Source organism: Synechococcus sp. Cruz CV12-2-Slac-r (assembly GCF_024346075.1).
Taxonomy (GTDB): Bacteria; Cyanobacteriota; Cyanobacteriia; order PCC-6307; family Cyanobiaceae; genus Synechococcus_D.
Window position 1 is genome coordinate 1 of record NZ_JAGQEK010000002.1, and the last position, 22,868, is coordinate 22,868.

22 protein-coding genes and 1 pseudogene are annotated in these 22,868 nt (G+C 48.7%); 11 read left to right on the forward strand and 12 right to left on the reverse strand.

From position 1 onward, the window contains the following. On the forward strand, window positions 1-498 hold a 498-nt coding region (locus KB557_RS00425; RefSeq protein WP_255130819.1), incomplete at its 5' end, for an ATP-binding cassette domain-containing protein. Between the two features lie 3 nt (window positions 499-501). Here KB557_RS00425 and murF read toward each other — a convergent pair. From murF to menD, 7 genes are all read right to left on the reverse strand, one after another. Beyond that, window positions 502-1,908, reverse strand: coding sequence for a UDP-N-acetylmuramoyl-tripeptide--D-alanyl-D-alanine ligase (gene murF, locus KB557_RS00430; protein WP_255130820.1), 1,407 nt, complete (start codon window positions 1,906-1,908; stop codon window positions 502-504). Then, window positions 1,905-2,603, reverse strand: coding sequence for a hypothetical protein (locus KB557_RS00435; protein ID WP_255130821.1), 699 nt, complete (start codon window positions 2,601-2,603; stop codon window positions 1,905-1,907). Before KB557_RS00435 ends, murF begins: the two co-directional genes overlap by 4 nt. A gap of 8 nt (window positions 2,604-2,611) precedes the next feature. Beyond that, window positions 2,612-4,153: a glycogen synthase GlgA gene (glgA, locus tag KB557_RS00440; protein ID WP_255130822.1), complete on the reverse strand. Its 1,542-nt coding sequence runs from the start codon at window positions 4,151-4,153 to the stop codon at window positions 2,612-2,614. Between the two features lie 67 nt (window positions 4,154-4,220). Further along, the gene (locus KB557_RS00445; RefSeq protein WP_255130823.1) at window positions 4,221-4,763 is read right to left on the reverse strand and encodes a L,D-transpeptidase; all 543 of its coding nucleotides are present in this window, start codon (window positions 4,761-4,763) and stop codon (window positions 4,221-4,223) included. A 46-nt stretch (window positions 4,764-4,809) separates the two neighbouring features. Then, window positions 4,810-5,364 carry a L,D-transpeptidase gene (locus KB557_RS00450; protein WP_255130824.1) on the reverse strand — a complete coding sequence of 185 codons (555 nt, stop codon included), beginning with the start codon at window positions 5,362-5,364 and terminating at the stop codon, window positions 4,810-4,812. A gap of 109 nt (window positions 5,365-5,473) precedes the next feature. Then, window positions 5,474-6,358 carry a 1,4-dihydroxy-2-naphthoyl-CoA synthase gene (gene menB, locus KB557_RS00455; protein WP_255130826.1) on the reverse strand — a complete coding sequence of 295 codons (885 nt, stop codon included), beginning with the start codon at window positions 6,356-6,358 and terminating at the stop codon, window positions 5,474-5,476. Then, complete coding sequence (gene menD / locus KB557_RS00460) at window positions 6,358-8,091, reverse strand: 2-succinyl-5-enolpyruvyl-6-hydroxy-3-cyclohexene-1-carboxylic-acid synthase (protein ID WP_255130827.1); 1,734 nt, start codon at window positions 8,089-8,091, stop codon at window positions 6,358-6,360. The genes menB and menD overlap by 1 nt, the downstream gene beginning before the upstream one ends. Before the next feature lie 49 nt (window positions 8,092-8,140). Here menD and lepB point away from each other — a divergent pair, with 49 nt between their 5' ends. Together lepB and KB557_RS00470 are read left to right on the forward strand one after the other, a co-directional pair. Beyond that, on the forward strand, window positions 8,141-8,698 hold the full coding sequence (gene lepB, locus KB557_RS00465; protein ID WP_255130828.1) for a signal peptidase I: 558 nt from the start codon (window positions 8,141-8,143) through the stop codon (window positions 8,696-8,698). Between the two features lie 49 nt (window positions 8,699-8,747). Beyond that, the gene (locus KB557_RS00470) at window positions 8,748-9,092 is read left to right on the forward strand and encodes a DUF760 domain-containing protein (RefSeq protein WP_255130829.1); all 345 of its coding nucleotides are present in this window, start codon (window positions 8,748-8,750) and stop codon (window positions 9,090-9,092) included. 50 nt (window positions 9,093-9,142) lie between these two features. Here the strand turns inward: KB557_RS00470 and KB557_RS00475 are convergent, their stop codons facing one another. Further along, on the reverse strand, window positions 9,143-10,228 hold the full coding sequence (locus KB557_RS00475; protein WP_255130830.1) for a DUF4336 domain-containing protein: 1,086 nt from the start codon (window positions 10,226-10,228) through the stop codon (window positions 9,143-9,145). A gap of 86 nt (window positions 10,229-10,314) precedes the next feature. Between KB557_RS00475 and KB557_RS00480 the strand changes: the two genes are divergently transcribed. After that, window positions 10,315-10,902, forward strand: a complete 588-nt coding sequence (locus KB557_RS00480; RefSeq protein ID WP_255130831.1) for an inorganic diphosphatase — start codon at window positions 10,315-10,317, stop codon at window positions 10,900-10,902. On the opposite strand, the gene KB557_RS00485 is transcribed toward KB557_RS00480, so the two are convergent. Together KB557_RS00485 and KB557_RS00490 are read right to left on the reverse strand one after the other, a co-directional pair. Continuing rightward, window positions 10,891-12,513, reverse strand: coding sequence for an NAD(P)/FAD-dependent oxidoreductase (locus tag KB557_RS00485; RefSeq protein WP_255130863.1), 1,623 nt, complete (start codon window positions 12,511-12,513; stop codon window positions 10,891-10,893). The two genes, KB557_RS00480 and KB557_RS00485, sit on opposite strands and share 12 nt — an antisense overlap. 12 nt (window positions 12,514-12,525) lie before the next feature. Further along, window positions 12,526-13,830: a YcjF family protein gene (locus tag KB557_RS00490; protein ID WP_255130832.1), complete on the reverse strand. Its 1,305-nt coding sequence runs from the start codon at window positions 13,828-13,830 to the stop codon at window positions 12,526-12,528. Between the two features lie 85 nt (window positions 13,831-13,915). Here KB557_RS00490 and KB557_RS00495 point away from each other — a divergent pair, with 85 nt between their 5' ends. From KB557_RS00495 to trpS, 3 genes are read left to right on the forward strand one after another with little or no spacing between them, the layout of a single operon-like run. Further along, window positions 13,916-14,395: a hypothetical protein gene (locus KB557_RS00495; protein WP_255130834.1), complete on the forward strand. Its 480-nt coding sequence runs from the start codon at window positions 13,916-13,918 to the stop codon at window positions 14,393-14,395. Window positions 14,396-14,446: 51 nt separating this feature from the next. Further along, complete coding sequence (locus KB557_RS00500; protein WP_255130835.1) at window positions 14,447-14,953, forward strand: hypothetical protein; 507 nt, start codon at window positions 14,447-14,449, stop codon at window positions 14,951-14,953. Further along, entirely contained in the window at window positions 14,953-15,963 is a 1,011-nt protein-coding gene (gene trpS, locus KB557_RS00505; RefSeq protein WP_255130836.1) for a tryptophan--tRNA ligase, read from the forward strand. The genes KB557_RS00500 and trpS overlap by 1 nt, the downstream gene beginning before the upstream one ends. 9 nt (window positions 15,964-15,972) lie before the next feature. On the opposite strand, the gene KB557_RS00510 is transcribed toward trpS, so the two are convergent. Both KB557_RS00510 and KB557_RS00515 read right to left on the reverse strand, forming a co-directional pair. Next, complete coding sequence (locus KB557_RS00510; protein WP_255130837.1) at window positions 15,973-16,647, reverse strand: N-acetylmuramoyl-L-alanine amidase; 675 nt, start codon at window positions 16,645-16,647, stop codon at window positions 15,973-15,975. 167 nt (window positions 16,648-16,814) lie between these two features. Continuing rightward, the gene (locus KB557_RS00515) at window positions 16,815-17,297 is read right to left on the reverse strand and encodes a TM2 domain-containing protein (RefSeq protein WP_255130838.1); all 483 of its coding nucleotides are present in this window, start codon (window positions 17,295-17,297) and stop codon (window positions 16,815-16,817) included. A gap of 130 nt (window positions 17,298-17,427) precedes the next feature. Between KB557_RS00515 and thrS the strand changes: the two are divergent. The 4 genes and pseudogenes from thrS to KB557_RS00535 form a co-directional block, all read left to right on the forward strand. Next, window positions 17,428-19,194 (forward strand): annotated as a pseudogene (thrS, locus tag KB557_RS00520) (threonine--tRNA ligase); the annotation flags it as partial. Between the two features lie 64 nt (window positions 19,195-19,258). After that, complete coding sequence (gene glk, locus KB557_RS00525) at window positions 19,259-20,293, forward strand: glucokinase (protein ID WP_255130840.1); 1,035 nt, start codon at window positions 19,259-19,261, stop codon at window positions 20,291-20,293. A 13-nt stretch (window positions 20,294-20,306) separates the two neighbouring features. Then, window positions 20,307-21,284, forward strand: a complete 978-nt coding sequence (thrB, locus tag KB557_RS00530; RefSeq protein ID WP_255130842.1) for a homoserine kinase — start codon at window positions 20,307-20,309, stop codon at window positions 21,282-21,284. A gap of 36 nt (window positions 21,285-21,320) precedes the next feature. Further along, window positions 21,321-22,868: an NAD(P)H-quinone oxidoreductase subunit 4 gene (locus KB557_RS00535; RefSeq protein WP_255130843.1), complete on the forward strand. Its 1,548-nt coding sequence runs from the start codon at window positions 21,321-21,323 to the stop codon at window positions 22,866-22,868.

Here is a 22,868-nt window from a genome sequence, read left to right on the forward strand (position 1 = left end):
AGTAAAAAACAGCTCGCATTATTGAGGCTAAATGTTGGTTTTATATTCCAAGCCCATAATTTAATGATGTTTCTTAATGCAAGAAAAAATGTGCGTCTTTCTCTTGAACTGCATGAAGAATACTATTCAGAAAATATGGATCAAATCGCTGATGATATGTTAAACAAAGTTGGCTTAGGTGATAGGGCTGATTATTTTCCGGCAAAGTTATCCGGCGGCCAAAGGCAACGGGTAGCAATCGCCCGTGCCCTTGTAAGCAAACCCAAAATTCTCTTGGGCGATGAGCCAACAGCAGCTCTTGACAAAGAATCTGGTAGAGCGGTTGTAAAATTAATGCAAGAGTTGGCAAAAGAACAACAAACCACAATAATTATGGTTACCCACGACAATAAGATTCTTGATGTAGCCGATCGAATAATTATTGTTGAAGAAGGTCGTTTAGCAAACGAACAGCAAGAGGAAGCTTTTCTAAAGAAAATGAAAAGTAGCGATCATTAATTATTAGCAATCTAAAAGTGGAATCATCTTCTCTAAAGCTATTGCTCTACTTGCTTTAAGGAGCAAATAATCACCAGGTTTAAGAATCTTTTGCAATTGCTCTGCTGCGGCCTCTGGAGAATTCACTCGCCTTACTAAATCCAGCCCGGATGCACCTGCCATCAATGCCTCTGCCTCATTGTCTGCAGCAAGCACAAACAATCCATCAAGAGCTAATGCCAATGCGCGTTCTCCAACCAATCGGTGCAAGGCCACGCTTTTATCACCCAATTCCAACATCGTGCCGATTACGGCAAAACAACGGCCGGGTTGCTGAGCCAACAAAGATAAGCTTGCTAAAACTGCCTCAGGAGAAGCATTATAAGTTTCATCAAGCACAGTAACTCCTGATAGTTTTCCTTGCAAAGTAATTGTGCGAGCCCTACCGCCTGGCAGCTGCACATCAAGCTTACAAAGGTTATTTAATTCAACAGATAATTCTTTAGCAACTGCAAACGCAAGTAACAAATTTCGGGCATTATGGGCGCCAGCTAGAGGTAAATCCACCGTAAGTGATGGCTCATTAAGAAGCATTTGCTTTCCATTAGAACTTATCTGGCCAATAAGCTCAGCAGGTGGTGTGCCAACTCCTAACTCATCATCATTTAAAGCAACCCGTATCACCCGTCCGCTATAAACCTGCGCTATTTCTGCTTCTAACAATGGATCGCCAGCTGGAATTACCAAAAGACCATCGGGATTAAGTGAAGCGGTAATTTCACATTTTGCTTTTGCAATCGCCTCACGGCTACCAAGGCGACCGATGTGAGCTGTGCCAATATTTGTAATTACAGCGATAGATGGTTCCGCGCAGCGGCTAAGGCGATCGATCTCACCTAAGCCGCGCATACCCATTTCCAGCACCACAGCAGCCAATGGCTGCCTCGCCCTGAGCAGGGTTCGGGGTACACCAATATCGTTATTTTCATTGCCGCTACTGGCTTCCACCTTGCCAAGGGGGTTTAGGCAGGCCTTGATTAATTCACGGGTGGTTGTTTTTCCTGCTGATCCAGTTACTGCTACAACAGGAAGTTGCATAAATTGCCGCCAGAGCAAGGCAACTTTTTGATACGCATCAGTGGTGTCGGCTACCCGGAGATATGCAAGTTGTTCTGGAATTTCCCCTGGCCAATTACTTGCCACAAGGGCTCCTGCCGCCCCAACGGCAACAGCTGCATCAAGAAAATTATGACCATCAAAGTTCTCTCCCTTTAGCGGAACGAATAAATCACCGGGCTGCAAAGCGCGGCTATCGGTGCAAACATTTTCAAAACTCCAGCCGAGAGTGCCGGGATCTAAAGCTGATCCACGGCGTTCAATTGGCTGCCCGAATAAATCAGCTAGATCTTGCAGGCAAAGAAAATTACTCATGGAATTAAGGGAATGAACATAATCATGCCTTGCCCCACCTGGGCAGAGCGACCCAAAATAACGCCATCCTGGGTTTGCAAACCTAATTTACTAAAACCAATTGAATTAGATTTTTCCAACCAGATATCTGCCTGTTCTTGCATTTTACTTAGAGTTAATTTTTGAAAGCTTACGGTTGGGATTATGAGCAGTCGCCCTTCCTCTGGATAGGGCTGCAGTGAAGCAATTAGTGGCGAATCGGCGTTAGGCTGTAACAGATCCAGTAATCTATCGATTACTGGATCAGTGCTTATATCAAGGCTTGGAGTTGAATATTGGATAGATAATTCTTCATCTTCTATAGATGGATTAGAACTTGCTTCGATTTGCTCAGGGTTAAGCAATGCATCTATATTTAATGTGGAATCCGATTTACTTTGTTGAGTAGGTTGTAAAGTATTTATTAATAGTAGGCTAATTAGTAATACAAATAAGAATGAAAGCAGGGGCCAGAAAAATGGCTTTAAATTAATTGGCCAAAAAGTGGGAGAAAAGAGATCACCGGCAGCATTGCGGCGCCAAAGTTCTTGAATGCTCAACCTCAATTGTGCAAGCACAGCTGGTAGGTCTTTTTTTAGGTTTTCCCCCAGTATCCGTAAGGGGCTACGCCAGGGTATTGGCAGCAGGGAAGGCGGCCCAGATTGGCGGGGATTCACTTCCGCCATTAACCACCATTACGACGCAGCAGCGAAAGCGGATTAAAGCGACGTTGAGGGGCAAGTTGAGGAGAAGGACTGGGATCCAGTGCTTCTGCCGCAGCTCTAGCCGCCAATTGTTCTGGCGGTTGCTGGATTGAAAATTGAGCTACAGCGCTGGCCTCAGGCGTTGGTTCCTTTAAACCACATACGTCTTTGTACATCGCGTCGTAGTCAAGCGCTGAACGCTCCCAGCTGAAATCCAAAGACATCACCCGACGCATCAACTGTTGCCAGCTATCGCGGTGGCGATAAGCCTCCCAGGCCCGCACTAATGCCGTATATAAATCAATTGCTTCATAACGATCAAAACAGAAGCCATTACCGGATTGCAAGATTGGATCGTAAGGAGGAACCGTATCAACCAATCCCCCTACACGGCGCACCACAGGGATAGTGCCGTAGCGCATAGCCAGCAGCTGACTAATGCCGCAAGGTTCAAAACGGGAGGGCATTAAAAATGCATCACTACCTGCATATATCAGTCTTGATAAATCATCGTCGTAGGTGAGGAAAGCGGCAAAACGTCCTGGGTGGGAACTGGCCATCTGCCATAAACCGGATTCGTAGTGGCGATCCCCAGTGCCCAGCACCACCAATTGGGTATCGGTGTAGGCAAGTAGCCGTTCTGCCACCTGTAATAAAAGATCTACTCCCTTTTGATCCACTAGCCGGCTCACCATGCCGATTAAAAAAGTATTGGGGTTAACTCCCAAGCCCATGCGCTGTTGCAGAGCCTGCTTATTAGTTGCCTTCCCTGATAAATCAGAAACGCTATAGGTGGCAGGTATACGGCTATCTGTACTGGGATTCCAGTCTTTAATGTCTATTCCATTCAGAATTCCTCGCAACTTACCGCTAATAAAATTCAATAATCCATCTAACTTTTCTCCGTATTGGGGTGTTCGTATTTCTTCGGCATAGGTTGGTGATACTGCATTTACACGATCTGCGTAAAGAAGAGCAGCGGCCATCGTGTGATCACCCTGCATATACCAAGGGCACCAGGTCATCCGCTCCAACTTCCAACGCCAAGGACCCTGATATTTGAGGTTATGGATTGTGAAAATAGTTGCAATTTCAGGATCTTGATGCATCCACACCGGAATCATGCCTGTATGCCAATCGTGGCAATGAAGCACTTGAGGTTTCCAGCAATTCCATGCAAATTCAGCAGTTGCACTAGCAAAAAATGTAAAGCGCCAATCCTCATCTTCTCCGCCGTAGATACGTTCACCATCAAAGACGGGATGACCAACTAAATAGATGGTTAAACCGTTGCTGGGATGTTTTGTTTCAAATACGGCGAAATCTGTGCCCATAGTTTGGCCCCGCCAGATCGGCTCCTTGCTCACCTGCAAACGCGACCACAACTTGCCGTAGCCGGGCATGATTATGCGCACGTCGTGGCCTAGGGCGGCCAGGGCTGGTGGCAGGGAACCCAGCACATCTCCCATGCCTCCCACCTTCACCATTGGGGCACATTCGGCAGCGGCGAAAAGTACGCGCATCTGATACGGGTTTTGAATACTTCACAACTCTACGGAGAGCCGCAGATAAGGCCAAAGCAAAGGTTGCTTAAGGCAGCACCGTGATGGGGGTGCCGCGTTGCACCTTTTCAAATAAATCACGAATGTGTTCATCAAAAAGGCGAACACAGCCATGGGAAACAGCTCGACCCACAGTCCAACGGTGGGGGGTGCCATGAAATCCAGAGCTGGTACAGCCCTCGATATCAAGAAAGCGCTCCCCATCAAAGCCACTGCGGCCGAGGCAATCACGATGAAAACCAATCCAACGGCTGCCAAGGGGATTACCGGGATCGCCAGCAGCTACTAATTCACCGCTTTGGGGATGTATCCAAATGGGATTTTGCTTTTTTTCCAGCACTTGATAACGGCCAGCAGGTGTATCCCAACCAGCCATCCCCACTGCCACGGGGTAGCGCACCAGTAGTTTTCCTTGCTCTAGGAGTAACAACTGGCGGCGGCTGCGATGCAGAACCAGGTGTCTGCCGATTTTATTGGTAATCGCTTTTGGCAGTTCCTTCAGCTGGATTTCATGGGGCCGCAGGGGATGATCTGGATCTTCAAGGGGCCCAGCGGATGAGGCCAAAGGCATCAAAAAGCTGAAACCAAGGGCCAAAAATAAAAGTGCGAGCTGATTTTTAATTAATCACTCTCACTCTTGTGCCCTCTTTCACCAGCTCGAACAGAGCTACCGCATCTTTATCCACCATCCGGACACAACCACTGCTTGAGGCTTTACCGATGCTGGAAATACTGCCAGTGCCATGGAAGCCAATCTCTTTGCAATGTTCAGCTCGGTAGTTGGGAGGATTCTGATCAAGGGAGGTTCGATTGCCGCAGGCGTACCAGAAGCCAATCCAACGGGTGCCAATGGGCCCAAGCGGGCTTGGTTTCACCTTTCTTTCTGTAAAAGGGCTCAACCACACAGGATCTTTTTGCATCCGAAAAATCGTGTGTTCACCAAGGGGCGTGGGGCTTGAAGCTCTACCCACTGCCACCGGGAAAGCGGCAATTTCCTGGTTGTCGCTGAGAACCCTGACACGTCTTTGGGAACGACTTAGTTCCAGCACCGTTGTGGGTTCAGGGCGGCTAGCCAGCTGTTGCTCACCTAGCTTGCGATCGGCCAATGCTGGATCGATAAAAAGTAACGGCAACGCAATAGAAGCCGTAAAAGGTAGAAATAAATTCCTCACCAGGTCAAAAGGAAACTCTCTTGATCTGAGCATTGGATTATGGCGTATGTGTGTATTCCTAGCAACAAAGACCCACAAGTCTTTCTGGTCTTAACTTAATTGTTGTGATTTAAAGCCAAGGAACACCTGTGAAATCTGGGGGTCTTTTCTCGATAAATGCTTGCTGTCCCTCCTTTCCTTCCTCTGTTTTATAAAAAAGATGGGTTGCCTGGCCGGCTAATTCCTGCAGCCCAGCCATCCCATCTGTTTCAGCATTAAAAGCTGCTTTGAGACACCTGATCGCAGTGGGACTGTGCTGGAGAATTTCCAAGGCCCATTGCACCCCTTCATTTTGGAGGTGAAACAGGGGGACCACCTCGTTTACCAAACCCATTGCCAAGGCCTGATGGGCGTTGTAACGGCGGCATAGAAACCAGATTTCCCTCGCTTTGCGCTGGCCCACTAAACGGGCCAAATGGCTACAGCCAAAGCCGGCATCAAAACTGCCCACACGCGGTCCTGTTTGTCCAAATTGAGCATTTTCAGCAGCAAGGCTTAGGTCGCAAAGCAAGTGCAGCACCTGGCCACCACCGATTGCATAGCCAGCCACTAAAGCAATAACTACTTTGGGAATACTGCGAATTAGGCGCTGCAAATCCAGCACGTTTAAACGGGGCACCCCCTCTTCATCTAGGTAGCCGCCATCACCTCGCACCGATTGATCACCGCCAGCACAAAATGAATAAACACCGTCTGCAGACGGACCAACTCCTGTAAAAAGAATTACTCCGATGCGGGGATTTTCACGCACCCGAGAGAAGGCGTCGTAGAGCTCCACCACGGTGCGAGGCCGAAAAGCGTTGCGTTTTTCAGGGCGGTTGATCGCAATGCGGGCAATTCCTTCATCGCTGAGATCGAGCAACACGTCTTGATAGTTGCCTTGGGGCTTCCAATTAATTGGGCAATTGCCCGGCAACACCAAACGTTTTTGTTCTGCTGGTTCTGCTGCTGCCATTAAGAATCTCCTAGACCCACCTCCCATCCTGACCGCCGCAGTTGTTTTCGCAGCTGCGCATCAGCGGCCCTTTCTGTGGCCATTCGCAACAGCAGCATCGGTTGATTGGCTTGTTCATCCGCCAACATCCAGGCCAATGCGGCCGGAAGTTCTTCAAGGCTGTTGCAGTTGCGACCTGGTACCCCATGGGCTGCCGCAAGTGCAAGCGGATCTATCGCCTGGGGCATTGCAAACAAGCGATCGAAATCAAGGTTCTCGCGGGGCATTAATAGTTGCTCAAAAATTCCGCCGCCGCGATTGTCAATAAGGATCACTAAAAGCCTCCCGCTTAGCTGCTGCCGCCAAAGCCAACCGTTGCTGTCGTGCAGCAGAGCTAGATCTCCACAAACGAGCACCAATTGGCCCCATTGCTCTGCAATGCCGGCTGCAAGTGAAAGGGTGCCATCGATGCCGGAGGCGCCCCGAAAACTCACCACCGTGCGTTGTGATTCCAACCTTGCGCCATAACTTTCCCAATCCCTCACAGCACTGCTGTTGGCGAGCATCACCGGCCATTCAGGTGGCAGCAATCGGTTGCACCAGCGAGCAAGGGCTGGTTCGGTGCAGGGTCCCTTGAGTTGCAAGCGTTGGTCTAGGTGGCGCTGCAGCCTTTCTTCGGCCTCCAGCCATTGCCTTTGCAGCAAAAGTGCCGCCTCAGAGGCGGAGCCGGCAGGCAGGGCCTCAACCCATCGAGCTAAGCCACCCCAATCCTGAGGGGCATCACTGGCAAGGGGATCTTGGCGGCGGGGTTCCTGCTCCGTAATAACCAATTGAGGTATTTCTCTAAAGCCCTGGAGCCATTGCTGTAAACGCCTGCTGGCAGGAAGCGGCCCCAGTCGCAAAAGCTGAGTTGGCAAAGGCACCTGCGCCGGTTTCTCCAAAAGCAGGTCGTAGCCACTGATGAGTGGTAACGGCAGCCCCCTGAGGCCTGAGGCTGAATCTGCCAACACAGGCCAGGCGGTGCGTTCCACCAATTTGCGTAAAGCCCCAACAAAAGCTGCGCCAGAACCGCGGCGCCAAGGGCCCACCACGATCAGGCCGGCCTGATTTGGGTCTAAACCCAGGGGGGAAGGCAGCCTTGGCAGCTCCACATCGAGATTTGCAACTCGATTAATCGGTTTTTTGGGAGCTGGCGAAGTTGCATTTGCATGGAGCGGTTCCTCAAAAGCAAGGTTGAGGTGTACCGGCCCCGCAGGCACTCCAAGGCACTGCCGCCAGGCCAGATCAGCAAGATCTTGTAGCCGTTCGCCTGTCGCTAAATGCAAACCGTTAAAGGGGCCTTGCAACAGTGCTCTGCAGGCCGGTTGCAGAAAAGCCTCCTGGTTGACACTTTGATTTGCTCCGCAATTTTTTAAACGTTCCGGCCTATCGGCGGTGAGAAAAAGCAGGGGCAAAGCACTGCGATCAGCCTCCACTGCAGCCGGCAATAATTCGGCAACAGCAGTGCCTGAAGTTGTTACCACGGCCACCGGCTGGCCATTAGCCCGGGCCAACCCCACGCCAAAAAATGCAGCTGAGCGCTCATCGATGGCGGTAAAAAGTTTTAAGCCTTGGCTTTCTCTTCTCAAGGCCGCTAAGGCAAGGGGCGCTGATCTGCTGCCAGGGCATAAAACCAAGCGGCGCAAACCAAGGTCCATAAAGGCCCCCAACAGGGCCTCGGCTGCGTTGAGATTGTCGATGGCATCAGGGCCCACTGCATTGATGCGTTAAGAAGCAACGATTGTGCTGCCTGCTCTGCCCGCCATGGCTAATTCAAAACCCCAAAAAAGCGCTTGGTCTCAAGTATTTAGCTTTTTTTTAGTTGCCGCACTTGCTCTCTTACTGCGTTGGGCGGTGTTGGAACCCCGCTGGATTCCTTCCGGTTCAATGCTGCCAAGTCTTGAATTACAAGATCGAATCCTGGTTGAAAAGCTGAGCCAGCGCTTTAAGCGATTGCCAACACGTGGAGAAATTGTGGTGTTCAGAGTGCCTGAACCACTTCTGAATTCCGGCTACGACCCCAAAGCTGCCTTAATAAAAAGAGTGGTGGGCATACCTGGCGACCAACTAGAGGTGGTTGATGGTCGATTGAAACGAAATGGCGAGTACGCGAACGAACCATGGCTGGCTGAACCGATGAACTACAACATGAAACCAATTGCAGTGCTGCCAGGGCAGCTGTGGGTATTAGGAGACAATCGCAATGCCAGCCTTGATTCGCACATTTGGGGTGGAATGCCACAGCAAAATTTGATTGGCACAGCCATTTGGCGCTATTGGCCCCTGGCTCGTTTTGGAGCAATCAAAGCAAAAGCGAGCTGAACGGGCCTATTTGTTGTAGATTGTTATTAGGGCTACAACCGGTGGTGGAGTGTTCAATCCTGAGTTTTTAACATCCGAATCAGATCCAAGTAGCGGGAACGGATTGATTCGCTACCTACAAGATCAAAGCCCTGACGTATTGCAACGAGTTGCCCGATCTGCAAGCCCAGACATACAAGAAATCATCCGTCACAACGTTCAAGGCTTGCTTGGCATGCTGCCTGGTGAACAGTTTGAAGTAAAGATTCAAACCAACCGCGACAATCTGGCTGGATTGCTGGCTTCTGCCATGATGACTGGCTATTTCTTAAGGCAGATGGAGCAGCGCATGGAACTCGAGCGAACCGTGTTTGGTGCTGGCGGAGAAAATGACGAAGATAAAATTGATTTCTAATTTGAAAGCCTGATTTCATAGCCAGTATCAACTACTCAAATATTATTTGCTTATTTTAGTGGCACAAGTTTTAATTTCTCTAACCGCTTATTGAAGTTGCGCAGTAAACTGCGGTTTGCTTTTTCTGAATCAGTACTTCCAGCAATCCAGTTATTATATAATAATTTAAATGTTTCATTGTTAACAGAAACAGGCGCATTGAAATGAGCCGGTATAACCCATCGCACTGGCAATAAACTGCAACTCATTAACCATTCAGCCATAAGTTTTCTATGGCGCGGAAACACTAGTTCTTCAAGGATTGGTGCCACCTGCAAAGCACCCGCCTTGCTAAGAATTTCAAAATCCTCTTCCCAGGATTCCTGCCAGCGAAACGGAAACATACGTAATACCTGGCTAACAGCAGCGGGCCTTAAATAACAGGCAAACAGCACAAGGCGGCGCCAACCCTTCAAGCGCAGCTGAGGGGAATCCAGCATCGCTTCCGCCCCTGATTCACGGCCATGAAAAAGCAAAGGCCTTGGATCTTGATCGAGTAATGATGGCCATTGATCAGACACGGAAATCAAACCATCGGTAACAAGCAAAGCCCCGGTGGCTTTATGTAAACAACAAGCTTCATGAAAAGGCCCCGGACCTAAGGGCACGGGCCCCAGGGAAAGCCAAGTCAGCTGATCTTGATGGGGTAATCCGTCTTTAAAAAGCACCTTCGTGCGACTTTCAGGAAATCCCAACCAGGGCAGCGGTAGTGGCAAGGGAAAGCTCCATTGGCCGGGGGTAACCCAAAGCTGCGCCTCTGGAAAAGCCCTAGCCATTGCTGGAACGCCCACCTTGTGCTCAAGGCCAGAGCTGCTCGGATGCACGATCGTGCGAACCGGCCCATGCTCCTGCTCCAACTGCTTAATCAACGCAATACAGGCGGCTGTGGCAGCCACTGGCGCATAAAGCAGAAGCCCTTCCTGCAGCTTTAAAACCAACATCCGAATCGGTACAGCCACATAAAAAACCCCTTGCAGCTGCTCAAGGGCCCAAAGCTGGCCTGGGAGCAACTCGCGCCTGATGGTGTGGCGATTGCCGTAGGGATAAAGGGGCAGCAGGGGCCACCAGGGCCAATGGTGGCTTTTTTCGTTAGCCATACCAGCACAATTCCATTAACAACAATAGGAATTGCCAGACACAGACCAACAGATCGGTAGGATCCCGGCGCCCGCAGCTCCCTTGGATGGCAAACATCAATCACCCCCCCAGCCGCACGATGCTGAACCTTCTGCATGTGCTGCCGGCATTTGCAGATATTGATGCTCTACGTTTAAATGTGATTGTGGAGCTAAACTCCATGACCATTAATAAATACGAATTGATTACTGAAACCGGTCATCTGAAATTAGATCGGGTTGGATATTCATCCCTTTCTTATCCATTTGCCTATGGCTGTATTCCGCGCACCTGGGATGAAGACGGCGATCCTTTGGATGTGGAAATTGTTGGAGTAACCGAACCATTAGTGCCCGGCTCATTGGTGGAAGCTCGAATCATTGGGATAATGACATTTGATGATGGTGGAGAAGTAGACGACAAAGTTATTTGTGTATTAGCAGACGATAAACGCATGGATCACATCACCAGCTATGAACAGTTGGGAGCCCATTGGTTAAAAGAAACTACCTATTACTGGGAACACTACAAAGATCTTAAAAAGCCTGGCACATGCAAAGTGAATGATTTCTTAAATTGCGACGATGCAATACGAATCATCAAAGAATGCGAACTGCGCTATTTAGATACAATTGAAGCACAATTAGTAAATTAGGAATCTCGCCATTGCTTCTCCCACCCTCATGCCATCAATAGCGGCTGAGAGTATTCCACCGGCATAGCCAGCCCCCTCGCCTGCAGGGAATAGGCCGGGGGTATTAACACTTTGAAAATCACTCCCTCGGCTAATTCTCACGGGTGAACTGGTGCGGGTTTCAACGCCGGTGAGTAAGGCATCTGGCGAATCAAATCCCGGAATTTGTTTAGCAAATGCCGGTAAAGCCTCTCTTACGGCATAAATCAATTCTTCTGGTAAAGCTGTTGTGAGATCAGCGGGGGTTACACCAGGGGCATAGGAAGCTTTCAGAGGGCCTAAATCCTTACTGGCGCAACCAACTAAGAAATCATCGAGCCTTTGGGCCGGAGCGTTGTAATTCTCCCCCCCCAATTTATAAGCGTGGGCTTCCAATCGACGTTGGTAAGCAACACCAGCCAAGGGGCCAGTGGGATAATCAAGTTCAGGGCTAATGCCCACAACGATGCCGCTATTGGCGTTGCGTTCATTGCGGCTGTATTGACTCATACCATTAGTAACTACATGGCCTTCTTCTGAAGTAGCTCCAACCACCAAACCACCAGGGCACATACAAAAGCTATAAACACTGCGGCCATTACTGGCGTGATGTACCAGTTTGTAATCAGCGGCCCCCAAAAGTGGATGGCCAGCAAAATCGCCCCAGCGGGCCCGATCTATTAGTTCTTGTGGATGTTCAATGCGAAAACCAACGGAAAAGGGTTTGGCTTCCATTTCCACACCCTGCAAGTGAAGTTGAGCAAAGGTGTCGCGGGCACTATGACCAATTGCAAGCACAGCTGCAGTGGTTGGAATTATTTCATTGTTACTCAGTTGCAGGCCACGCAACTGGCGAGTGCCAGGATCTAAATCGAAGCCCACCACCTGCTCTCCGAAACGCACTTCACCGCCGAGCGCTTCAATCCGGGCCCGCAATTGACGCACTACTCCCACCAGTTTGAAGGTGCCAATATGGGGTTTATGCAAAACCAAGATTTCAGGATTTGCGCCGCAAGCAACTAATTCTTCCAACACCCAACGGCCATGTTTTTTGCTTTCTTTTACGCCTGAATAAAGCTTGCCATCGGAAAAGGTGCCTGCTCCACCTTCACCAAATTGAGCGTTTGAGAGGGGATTAAATGGGCTGTTTCCCTTCCAAAATCCAAACGTGTCAGCGGTGCGTTGATTTACCGCACAACCACGCTCCAAAAGCAAAGGTTTAAAACCCTGCTGGGCAAGAAATAAAGCTGCGAAATAGCCACAGGGGCCAGCACCGATTACCACAGGGCGTGTGCTGTTCTCAGAGTTGAATTCCGAGGGCGCTGGCACAGATGGCCGTATGAGTGGTTTTGGGATAGCGCTTAATTGCTGATCTCGCTTTAAGCGCTCCAGTAATTTTATTTGCTCTGGCACCTCTACATCAACGCTATAAACCAGTTCGATTGCACTTTTATCCCGTGCATCAACACTGCGACGATGCAATTTTACCGGCCCTATTGATTCAAGCGGCAGCTTCAAACGCCTTGCAACCGCCTCTACTAAATCCGCTTGGCAATGATTTAGAGGTAGTGCTAGTTGGTGAATACGAATCAATGAGCTTCTCAACTAATTAGTTGGGCAGGCAATCGTATTGGTGGTTGTTTGTTGTTTTAACCATTGGCTTGCCTGCTGGCCAAAGCCGTTCCAATTGAGCCGTTCGTGTGCAGCTGCATTAGCAACTAACAATGGCAATTCAGCTTTTAAACTTGGAAGATCTGATTCCGATACACCAACCGCAAGCGCTAGGTAATCCGCCATCGAACGGGCTACCACCCTGGTGAAATAGGCAGCGGCCAAAGCTTGCAAAGCACCCCCCAGCAACCAACTAGCACCGTTCAATTTTAGTAATCCCGCTAAGGCCTGGCTGCCCCATTCCAAAGCCCCAAGGCCCAGGGCTGTGCGAGCTAGCTCCGTAGCTGCAGCCTGAAGTTGATCTGGGCTCCATTGGCAGCGCCAAAGAGCAGCCATCTCCTTAAGCAACAATCCGTTCACCACAGCCAACAACAGCAAATCTGCCGATGGCAAAGGGGATGCAAACACCGCTGCCGCCACAAGCCATTGGCTGCGCTGCACCAATGGTTGCAATTGTTGGCGCCTTTCAGATTCAAGAAGTAATTGCCATGAACCGATCAACTCCTTTAAGCAACGGCATTGGGTAGAAGCTCTCTGTTGAGCAAGTGGCGCATATTCAATTTTTAATGGTTCCTCACGGCTTAACAATTGCCAACCCTGGCCAAGTTGGCAACGCCATTGCCTTAAAAAATCCAATTCAGATGGAGCCAAGGGAGGAGCTAATACCAGAACTGGCATAGCCTTTGGAAGCGCTTCTAACCAGCGCAAATCAGCGAGTGTTGGTGCCCCAGCGAGGGCGTAAACCAGGTGATCTGCCTGCAGAATTAAGTTTGGCCATTGCCAATCCTCTGGCGCTGCCTGCAGAGGTTGGGCTAGATGCAATTGCAAAGGGGCGGGCCCTGAAAAAGCAGCTAGCAAAATATTTGTTAGATCCTCTTTTGGCTCGGCACCTGCAAGAACCACATGCCGTTCTTGGCGATTTCCAAGCTCTTTTATTTGCTTGAGCTCAATTTGATGGGAAACCATTGGTAATCCCAATGAATCAAATTGTTCGAGTAATTCTTCGCAGTGATTAAGCAAACCCTCGAAATTGGCTGGCAACTTTCCAGCCAATTTGGGTTTGCGGCGTTGCAGCAGCCAAGCAGTTGCTCCAGCAATTGCGGCCAAGCTCAAGGGAGTCCCTAGGCCATGCAGCACATCACTGATGAACAATCCCCCTGCAATGCTGAATCCGCCTCCAACACGCACAGAAGCGGCGAGGCGACTACGCCAAGAATTGAAAAAAGCCGAGCTGGCCATTGATTGCCACTGGTTCATATAGTTCTAAGCCACAGCAGCCAAAATGAAATCGCTTCTGATCAAATTTATCTAGCCACTCGCGCAAGTGAACAATCCTGGTTTCGTTGAGCTTCCTGAATTGCAGCAGCAGCTCTGCAGCTGCTGGAGGCAACTCAGCCAAGCCAAGAGCTGGAACGCAAATCTGCCTGTACCACTGCTGAATCGTTGCTGGCTAAGGCTAGAAGTGTTGGAAGTTGGCAATTTATTAAAACGATTGCCGGTGGATGCAAGTGCCCATGCGCCAGAGCTGGTTCGCTTTCAGCATTTGTTGCGCCAGGGGCTCAATTCTGAACAGGCAGAACGGCTTTGCTGGGAGGAATTCACTGCTGAGGCATGTCACCTAGCCCTGCGCCGCTACTGGGAGGCTCAGCAAAACCCACAATATTTATGGAATCTCAGCAATTATTTGGATTTACTTGGGCGCTACCGCAAAAATTTTGAGCAAGGCAATTGCAGTTTGCCCCTGTTGATTTTGCCCCGTAGCAACGACCAAATGAAACTCATATGCCACTGGATAGAAGGTTGAAGCTGGGCCGGCGATAAGTCAAAATAAATTATTGAGATCGGTGAAGGCGAAATGCCCGAGCAGGACAGGAGCCAAAGAGACGGTGAACGGGCAGATGGCAACCGCCGCGAGGCGGCTGGAGGCTTTCGCATTCGTCTAAGCGACAATGAACTGCGGGCAGCCCGCACAATTCAAGACACCTTTCAGTTGCGATCAACAGTTGCGGTGCTGGGTTTTGCCTTGCGCACTGTGGCCCAACTTTTAGAACAAGGCTCCCTTGCTGAGCTTGTAGCCCAGCAGCAACAGGAAAATGCTCGGCCAGCCAGAGAAGCAGTTAATCGAGGCGATCGCGCTGGAAGATCTGAACGAACCGACCGCGCTGAAAAAGTTGAAAGAGCGCCAAAGCCAGATCCCTTCGCTCGTCCCAGCAAACCAGCCAATGAGGTTGTTGAAGCAGTTGAGGAAGAAAATGTAGTTACTGAAGCGGAACAAATCTCAGATTCTGATGAAAATAGTTCTAGCGAAAACGCAGAACCTGTAGAAACAATTGCAGATTTAGAAATTCCCGCAGAGGCCTGATGACTAAACCCAGGGTTCTCTCTGGAGTTCAACCCACTGGCTCTTTGCACCTAGGAAACTGGCTGGGTGCAATAAAAAATTGGGTTGAATTACAAGATAGCCATGATACTTTTTTTTGCGTTGTTGACCTGCACGCAATTACTGTTCCCCATGATCCGCACGAGTTAGCTAAAAATACAATCAGCACTGCAGCACTCTATTATGCTTGTGGTATTGATTCAAGCAAGTCTACAGTATTTGTACAAAGCCATGTTTCCTCCCATTCGGAATTGTGCTGGTTACTAGATTGCCTTACACCATTAAATTGGCTGGAAAGGATGATTCAATTTAAAGAAAAAGCAGTAAAGCAAGGCGATAATGTTTCAGTTGGATTATTGAATTATCCTGTTTTAATGGCCGCTGATATTCTTCTATACGACGCAGACTTAGTACCTGTGGGAGAAGATCAGAAGCAGCATTTAGAATTAGCCAGAAACATAGCTCAGCAAAGGATAAATAGTCGCTTTGGCAGTGAAGAAAAGCCCATTCTCAAGGTGCCTGAGCCATTGATTATCAAAGAAGGTGCTCGGGTAATGAGCCTCACTGATGGAACGGCAAAAATGAGTAAAAGCGATCCCAATGAGGGCTCCCGCATAAACCTATTAGATCCACCAGAACTTATAGTTAAAAAAATAAAGCGTGCCAAAACAGATCCTATGATTGGCCTAGAGTTTGATAATCCTGAGCGACCTGAGGCTTCAAACTTACTCAATATTTATGCAATTGTTAGCGGACTTGAGCGGCAACTGGTATTAAACGAGTGCGCATCGATGGGTTGGGGTAAATTCAAACCCCTCCTAGCAGATGCCTTAGTAGAAACTCTACGCCCAGTTCAAACTAATTATGCAGAAATTATTGCAAATAAAACTGAATTAATCGATATTTTAAAGCAAGGTAGAGAAAAAGCTGAAGAGGTGGCATCAAAAACGATTAAGCGAGTTCGGGATGCGATGGGATTTCTTGAAGCATGATTAAGCTTATTAACGCGAGCGCGCATCTATTGAATATCTGGCATTCACATTGCATCGTTTAGCGGCAACCTGCCAAGCGCGATCAAATAGATGCCAGCGAAAACTACGGGGATCGCTGCGGCTATGGCTGCGATCAATGGAAGCATGGTTGGTAACTCTTCGCATTGGAATACCCCATCGCAATTGCCAAAGCAACACCTGCTGGGCTAATTGAGAATATTGTTGATTGCTGTAACCACTATGACCATCGCTGTTGCCAGCACCGTCTGCAGGGCTAACCAAACTTATATGTAATGCCACATTATTAATAGAGCCAGCTGCAGCTGGAATTTTAGAGCCACGGTGACGAATCGTACTATCACCCCAAGCGCTCCAACCAGCGCCATAAGCTCGAAATTTATCAGCAACTATGCGATATAAGCTACCATCTCTTGCAAGAACTAAATGATAACTTACCTGTTGAGTATCGTTAGGATGTGGGGTTGAAAAAAGCTTTAATGTTGGATCTAATGGCAGAACTGTTTCATGCAAAACTATTAAAGAAGGTTGGTTTGGAATCCTGCCGCCAGCTAAATCTTTAGGCCTGCGGAAGCCATAGTTTGTTTTATCAGCAGGCTGCCAAATTTCTTTTAGGCCTAGAATTTCCTTACATTTTTTTGATAATTCAGGTGAGGCGGGTAACAATTGCTGCAAATCTGCAGCCTGTGCAAATATCGGTTTAGGGGATTTCCCAAAAGAAAGCCATCCTGTTGCAGCGGTTCCGATTGAGATTAAATTAATTATGATTCCTCCAAATATAACACCTCCAATTAGAATCCCAGAGCCAAACCAAAGATATTTTTCAGCTATCTTCATGGTTCCCGATACACCACACGGCCCTGCTGATTATTTGTTATGTCTAGTAGATCTGCATGTAAAAGTCGTTCGATTTCTGCCCTTACAGCAGCTACATCAAATACACCGCTGGGCTCTAATGCCAACACAGCATCGTTGATGCTGAAGCCGCCCAAACCACTGCGGCGTGCAAGCAAAAGCAGTTGCCGATCTAGCGGATCTTGCAACTGCTTTGCCGCAATCGCTTCTTCCAGTAATAGTGGGTAATTAGATGATTCCACGAAGCCTGGAATCAAAAATAAATCAATCAATTGGCCAAGGCCGCAAATCCCAAATGTAAGTAGATACAAAATGCCGCTCACTGGACGCCGGTTGTAGAAGCGCTGCATACCGCATATTCCCACTAGGGAAAGACACCAGAACGCATAAGAAATATCTACCCTTCGCAGCTTCTGCGTAAGGGCATGCTGGGAAATCGACGTATAAGAAGGCCTGCTCACGGTTTTGCCTTAAAGATCTTGAGCTGCTTCCATTAGAACCGATCCCGTTGACAGGCTATGGATTTGAATGCGTAGGATCAGGGTTGCAGGAGCTTGATTGGTGCAGGAATTAGCCACGGAGATTCAAGTTCCCCTCAGCCTGCCAAAAACTAGTGAAGATCCTGAGTTGCTAAGGATCCGTCATTCCATGAGCCATGTGATGGCGATGGCTGTTCAGAATCTGTTTCCAGCCGCAAAAGTAACGATTGGACCCTGGACTGAAACTGGATTTTATTACGATTTTGATAACCCAGCTCCATTCACTGAGGCCGATTTAAAGGCGATCAAAAAAGAGATGGCAAAAATAATTGGCAGACGTTTACCGCTTCAACGCATCGAGGTAACTCGGGCTGAAGCACAGGCGAAAATCATTGCTAACAACGAACCATACAAATTAGAAATTCTTGCCGGGCTGCAGGAACCCATCACCATCTACACCCTTGGCGAAACCTGGTGGGATCTTTGCGCCGGTCCCCATGTAGAAAATACGGGTCAATTAAATGCAAAAGCTTTTGAACTAGAAAGTGTTGCTGGTTCCTACTGGCGTGGCGATGAGAAAAGGGCCCAGTTGCAGCGTATCTACGGCACAGCCTGGGCGTCTGCTGAACAATTAGCTGAATACCAAAGACGTAAACAGGAAGCCCTACGCCGCGACCATCGACGCATTGGCAAAGATTTAGAACTTTTTTCTATTGAAGATGAAGCAGGGGCTGGCCTTGTTTTTTGGCATCCACGAGGGGCGAGGATGCGATTACTTATTGAAGATTATTGGCGAGCCGCACACTTTGATGCTGGCTATGAATTGCTCTACACCCCCCATGTTGCTGATATCACCCTCTGGAAAACATCGGGTCATCTTGATTTTTATAGTGAGAGCATGTTTGGCCCCATGCAAGTAGATGAACGTGAATATCAATTAAAACCAATGAATTGCCCTTTTCATGTTCTTACATATGCAAACAAATTAAGAAGCTACAGAGAATTGCCAATTCGCTGGGCCGAATTAGGCACCGTTTATCGCTATGAACGCCCCGGGGTAATGCATGGGCTTATGAGAGTGCGTGGCTTCACTCAAGACGATGCCCATATTTTTTGCTTACCGGAACAGATTGGAGACGAAATTTTAAAAATACTAGATCTTACCGAGCTGATTCTATCTACGTTTGATTTCACTAAATACGAAATTAACCTATCAACAAGGCCGCTAAAATCTATAGGTGAAGATGCTGCTTGGGAACTTGCCACAAACGGACTAATTGAAGCGCTTAATCGCAAGGGCTGGAGCTATAAAATAGACGAGGGGGGCGGTGCATTTTATGGCCCTAAAATTGATCTTAAAATAGAAGATGCCATCGGTAGAATGTGGCAATGTTCTACGATTCAACTTGATTTTAATTTGCCAGAGAGATTCAACTTAGAATATGTAGCAGCAGATGGCAGCCGCAAACAACCAATCATGATCCATAGGGCAATATTTGGATCCTTAGAAAGATTTTTCGGCATTATGACGGAGAACTATGCGGGCGATTTTCCTTTTTGGCTAGCCCCTGAGCAGCTTCGCTTATTACCTGTTACTGATGAGGTAATGGTTTATGCAGAAACGCTTCAGGCGGAATTGCAAAGTAACGGAATTCGCTGCACTATTGATCGCAGTGGTGAAAGACTAGCTAAACTCATACGCAATGGTGAGCAACAAAAAATTCCTATACTTGCAGTAATAGGCAGTAAAGAAGCAGAGCAGAATAGCCTCAGTTTGCGCAGCCGCAGGCAGGGGGACATGGGCACTATTTTAAAACAAGATCTTTTAAAAGCAGCGAAAGAAGCGAATCAATTGCGGCGGCCAGATCTAACTCCTTAAGCTTTTGTGGGTTGGCAAATGGCCTAATTATTGCCAGCCTGCAGATGCTTTTCCCCTAGATTTAATGACCCTTTTACTGGCCGGAGATCTTGGTGGTACAAAAACCCTTCTGGCTCTTTACGAAGCGAGTGGAAATCAACTCACCTGTGTGGCGCGGGAGCGTTTCATTTCAGCTGAGTGGCCCAATTTAGGGCCGATGTTGAAAAAATTTCTTAGTGATCAACTTCAAAGCGGAATGAGTGTGGAGGCCGGCTGTATTGCAGTTGCCGGACCTGTTCGCAACGGTAAAGCGGTGATAACAAATCTCGACTGGAATATCGATGAAAAAGAATTGGCTAGCAGTTGCGGCCAAAAGCTTGAATTAGTGAACGACTTTGCTGTTTTGGTTTATGGGTTACCCCATCTCAGTAGTGAACAAGAAGTTTTAATCCAGGCCGGTACACCAGACCCCGCTGGACCAATCGCAATAATCGGAGCGGGTACGGGCCTTGGCATGGCACGTGGTATCAAATTTCAAGGGGGATTGTTATCTCTCCCCAGCGAGGGGGGCCACAGGGAATTTGCGCCTCGCAACGCTGATGAATTGCTCTTGGTGGGTTGGTTACGCAAAGAACTAAAGCTCGAACGCCTTTCTGTAGAACGCATTGTGAGCGGCACAGGCCTTGGGCTCATCTATTTATGGCTTGAGCATTGCGGGGGAGCAGAGGAACAATATTTCTTATCAGAAGCCGCCAAAGCCTGGAAGGAGCTGCCCCCAAGCGACCCTGGAAGGCCTGATCTGCCGGCATTAGTGGCAACACATGCTGCCAATGGTGGACCACTAGCAAGCAAAGCTCAAGAAATGTGGCTTGGTGCCTACGGCTCTGCCGCTGGCGATCTGGCGGTACACGAAATGGCTAGCGGTGGCTTGTGGGTGGGGGGTGGTACAGCGAATAAACAACTGCAGGGTCTGCAATCTGAAGCGTTCCTTGGCTCGATGGCCAAGAAGGGCCGGTTCAGTGAATTTGTTGGCAATCTGCCTGTAAAGGCACTAGTTGATAGCGACGCTGGCTTATTTAGTGCTGCATGCCGGGCTCGGGTGCTGGCAGAGTGCCGGTAGCAGAGGAATCGCCATGGAGGCGGGCGGCCATAAGGCAGCGCCAACCCAACCCAAGGTTGGGGAAGCAGTGATGGTTAATGTTCCAGCTACCACGGCCAATCTTGGCCCTGGTTTCGACTGCCTTGGTGCAGCCGTGGAACTGGGCAACCGATTTCAGCTCACTGTGCTGGAGGGGGGTGGCACCCATTTTGAATTAATTATTGAAAGTAGCGATGGGTCACACCTCAGGGGGGGGCCAGACAATCTTGTTTACCGCTCTGCCCAGCGGGTATGGCGAGAGGTGGGCATGGAACCGATGGCCCTTGAAGCAAGAGTTCACTTAGCAGTGCCACCGGCCAGAGGGCTAGGCAGCAGTGCTACCGCAATTGTGGCGGGCTTGATGGGGGCAAATGCGCTGATGGGTGAACCCCTAGGCAAGGAAAAACTGCTTGAACTAGCAATTGATATTGAAGGCCATCCAGACAACGTGGTGCCTTCATTACTGGGGGGCTTGTGTTTAACAGCAAGAGCCGCCTCCCATCGTTGGCGAGTGGTGAGATGCGAATGGCATCCAACAGTGCAGGCGGTTATCGCAATTCCAACAATTCGCCTATCAACAGCTGATGCCCGTAGGGCGATGCCTAAACAAATCGGTATCGCTGATGCGGTATCAAATTTGGGCTCCCTAACTTTGTTGCTCCAGGGGTTACGCAGCGGAAATGGAGATCTAATCGCTGATGGGATGCATGATCGCCTGCATGAACCCTATCGCTGGCCATTAATTCAAGGAGGTACTGAGGTGAGGCGGGCGGCAATGCAAGCAGGAGCCTGGGGCTGCGTAATCAGCGGCGCAGGGCCAAGCTTGTTAGCGCTGTGCCCGGTTGATAAAGCACAACTTGTAGCGGCGGCTATGGCAATGAGTTGGGAGGGAAAAGGAGTTGGAGTGAGGAGTGAAATCTTGCAGCTGCAAAAAGGCGGCAGCAATTGGAGCAAGGCTTCGCCAATTAACTAGGTAAAACTACTCAGATGGTGGCAGTAAACTGATAGGTTGGCTGCTGCCCGGAGCTGGTGGCAAAAATTGGAATTGAGCCTGATTGTATTGCTGCCTCTTGTAGGGGTGCTTGTTTTGGCTGTATTGCCAGCTGGCTGGCAGAAGAGCTGTCGCTGGGTAGCCCTCGGCACCCTGCTTATTGATCTCGGATTGATGATCTGGACGTTTTGGCGTCATTTCGATCCAAGCCTGGGCAGCCTGCAGCTGGTTGAACGCATCAACTGGCTGCCAGCAATGGGGTTGCAATGGTCTTTGGCGGCCGATGGGATTTCAGCCCCACTCGTACTGCTTAGCGGCCTCGTAACAATGCTTACTGTGGCTGCAAGTTGGAAGATTGAATTAAAACCAAGGCTTTATTTCGCGCTTTTATTAGCTCAGGCTTCAGCTCAGGGGGTTGTATTTCTTTCGCAAGATCTTCTTCTATTTTTTCTAGCTTGGGAGCTTGAACTGGTTCCTGTATATTTATTGATTGCAATTTGGGGCGGGCAAAAACGCCAATATGCCGCAACAAAATTCATTTTATATACCGCAACTGCCTCCCTATTAATTCTGATAAGCGGCCTTGCACTAGCCTTTCACGGTGACGGCTTTACGTTAAACCTTCAGGAATTATCTGAACGCAGCTATAGCGGAACATTTGGTTTATTATGTTATTTGGGCTTCTTAATAGGTTTTGGCGTGAAATTGCCTATGTTTCCGCTTCATACCTGGCTACCCGATGCCCATGGCGAAGCAAGTGCACCTGTTTCGATGTTATTAGCGGGCGTATTATTAAAAATGGGTGGTTATGCACTTTTGAGATTTAATGTGCAAATGCTCCCAGAAGCACACTTAAAACTTGCTCCTGCATTAATGGTGCTTGGAATCGTAAATATTGTTTATGGCGCTTTAAATGCATTTGGTCAAGATAATGTTAAAAGACGTATTGCCTGCAGCTCAGTGAGTCATATGGGCTTCGTGCTGCTAGGACTGGCGGCCGTTAATGATCTGGGCTTGAATGGTGCAATGCTTCAGATGATTAGCCATGGCTTAATAGCTGCTGGCTTATTCTTCGTAACAGGCGTATTTTACGAGCGAACCAAAACATTATCAATCCCAAACATGGGGGGATTAGCAAAAGTTTTACCAGTTACATTTGCAATGTTCGTTATAACTTGCCTTGCCTCATTAGCGCTTCCTGGAATGAGTGGTTTCGTAAGTGAAATCACCGTATTTCTTGGAATTACCAGCAATGAAAGTTTTACGATTGGCTTTAGGGTTATAACCATAGTATTAGCTGCAGTGGGTTTAATTTTAACGCCTATGTATTTACTAAGTATGTGCAGGAGAGTGTTCTTTGGCCCGCGGATACCAGCCCTTGCAACATTAGGGGATATGAATCCCAGGGAATTAACAATCGCACTTGTGCTTGTGGTGCCAACTCTAATGATTGGATTTTGGCCCCGTCTTGCCAGTGGCATCTATGACGCCACCACCGATACAGTTGCTGCTCAGATCCACAGCACCTTAATAGCTGTATTAGAAATGCTACCTACAATTGGTTAA

Bases quoted from the DNA above. Each gene is read 5' to 3' on its own strand.
- KB557_RS00500 (WP_255130835.1), top strand. From the start codon at position 14,447: ATGCCCGAGCAGGACAGGAGCCAAAGAGACGGTGAACGGGCAGATGGC.
- KB557_RS00475 (WP_255130830.1), bottom strand. From the start codon at position 10,228: ATGGCTAACGAAAAAAGCCACCATTGGCCCTGGTGGCCCCTGCTGCCC.
- thrB (WP_255130842.1), top strand. From the start codon at position 20,307: ATGGAGGCGGGCGGCCATAAGGCAGCGCCAACCCAACCCAAGGTTGGG.
- murF (WP_255130820.1), bottom strand. From the start codon at position 1,908: ATGAGTAATTTTCTTTGCCTGCAAGATCTAGCTGATTTATTCGGGCAG.
- trpS (WP_255130836.1), top strand. From the start codon at position 14,953: ATGACTAAACCCAGGGTTCTCTCTGGAGTTCAACCCACTGGCTCTTTG.
- KB557_RS00445 (WP_255130823.1), bottom strand. From the start codon at position 4,763: ATGCCTTTGGCCTCATCCGCTGGGCCCCTTGAAGATCCAGATCATCCC.
- KB557_RS00480 (WP_255130831.1), top strand. From the start codon at position 10,315: ATGGCAAACATCAATCACCCCCCCAGCCGCACGATGCTGAACCTTCTG.
- glgA (WP_255130822.1), bottom strand. From the start codon at position 4,153: ATGCGCGTACTTTTCGCCGCTGCCGAATGTGCCCCAATGGTGAAGGTG.
- glk (WP_255130840.1), top strand. From the start codon at position 19,259: ATGACCCTTTTACTGGCCGGAGATCTTGGTGGTACAAAAACCCTTCTG.
- menB (WP_255130826.1), bottom strand. From the start codon at position 6,358: ATGGCAGCAGCAGAACCAGCAGAACAAAAACGTTTGGTGTTGCCGGGC.
- lepB (WP_255130828.1), top strand. From the start codon at position 8,141: ATGGCTAATTCAAAACCCCAAAAAAGCGCTTGGTCTCAAGTATTTAGC.
- KB557_RS00490 (WP_255130832.1), bottom strand. From the start codon at position 13,830: ATGGCCAGCTCGGCTTTTTTCAATTCTTGGCGTAGTCGCCTCGCCGCT.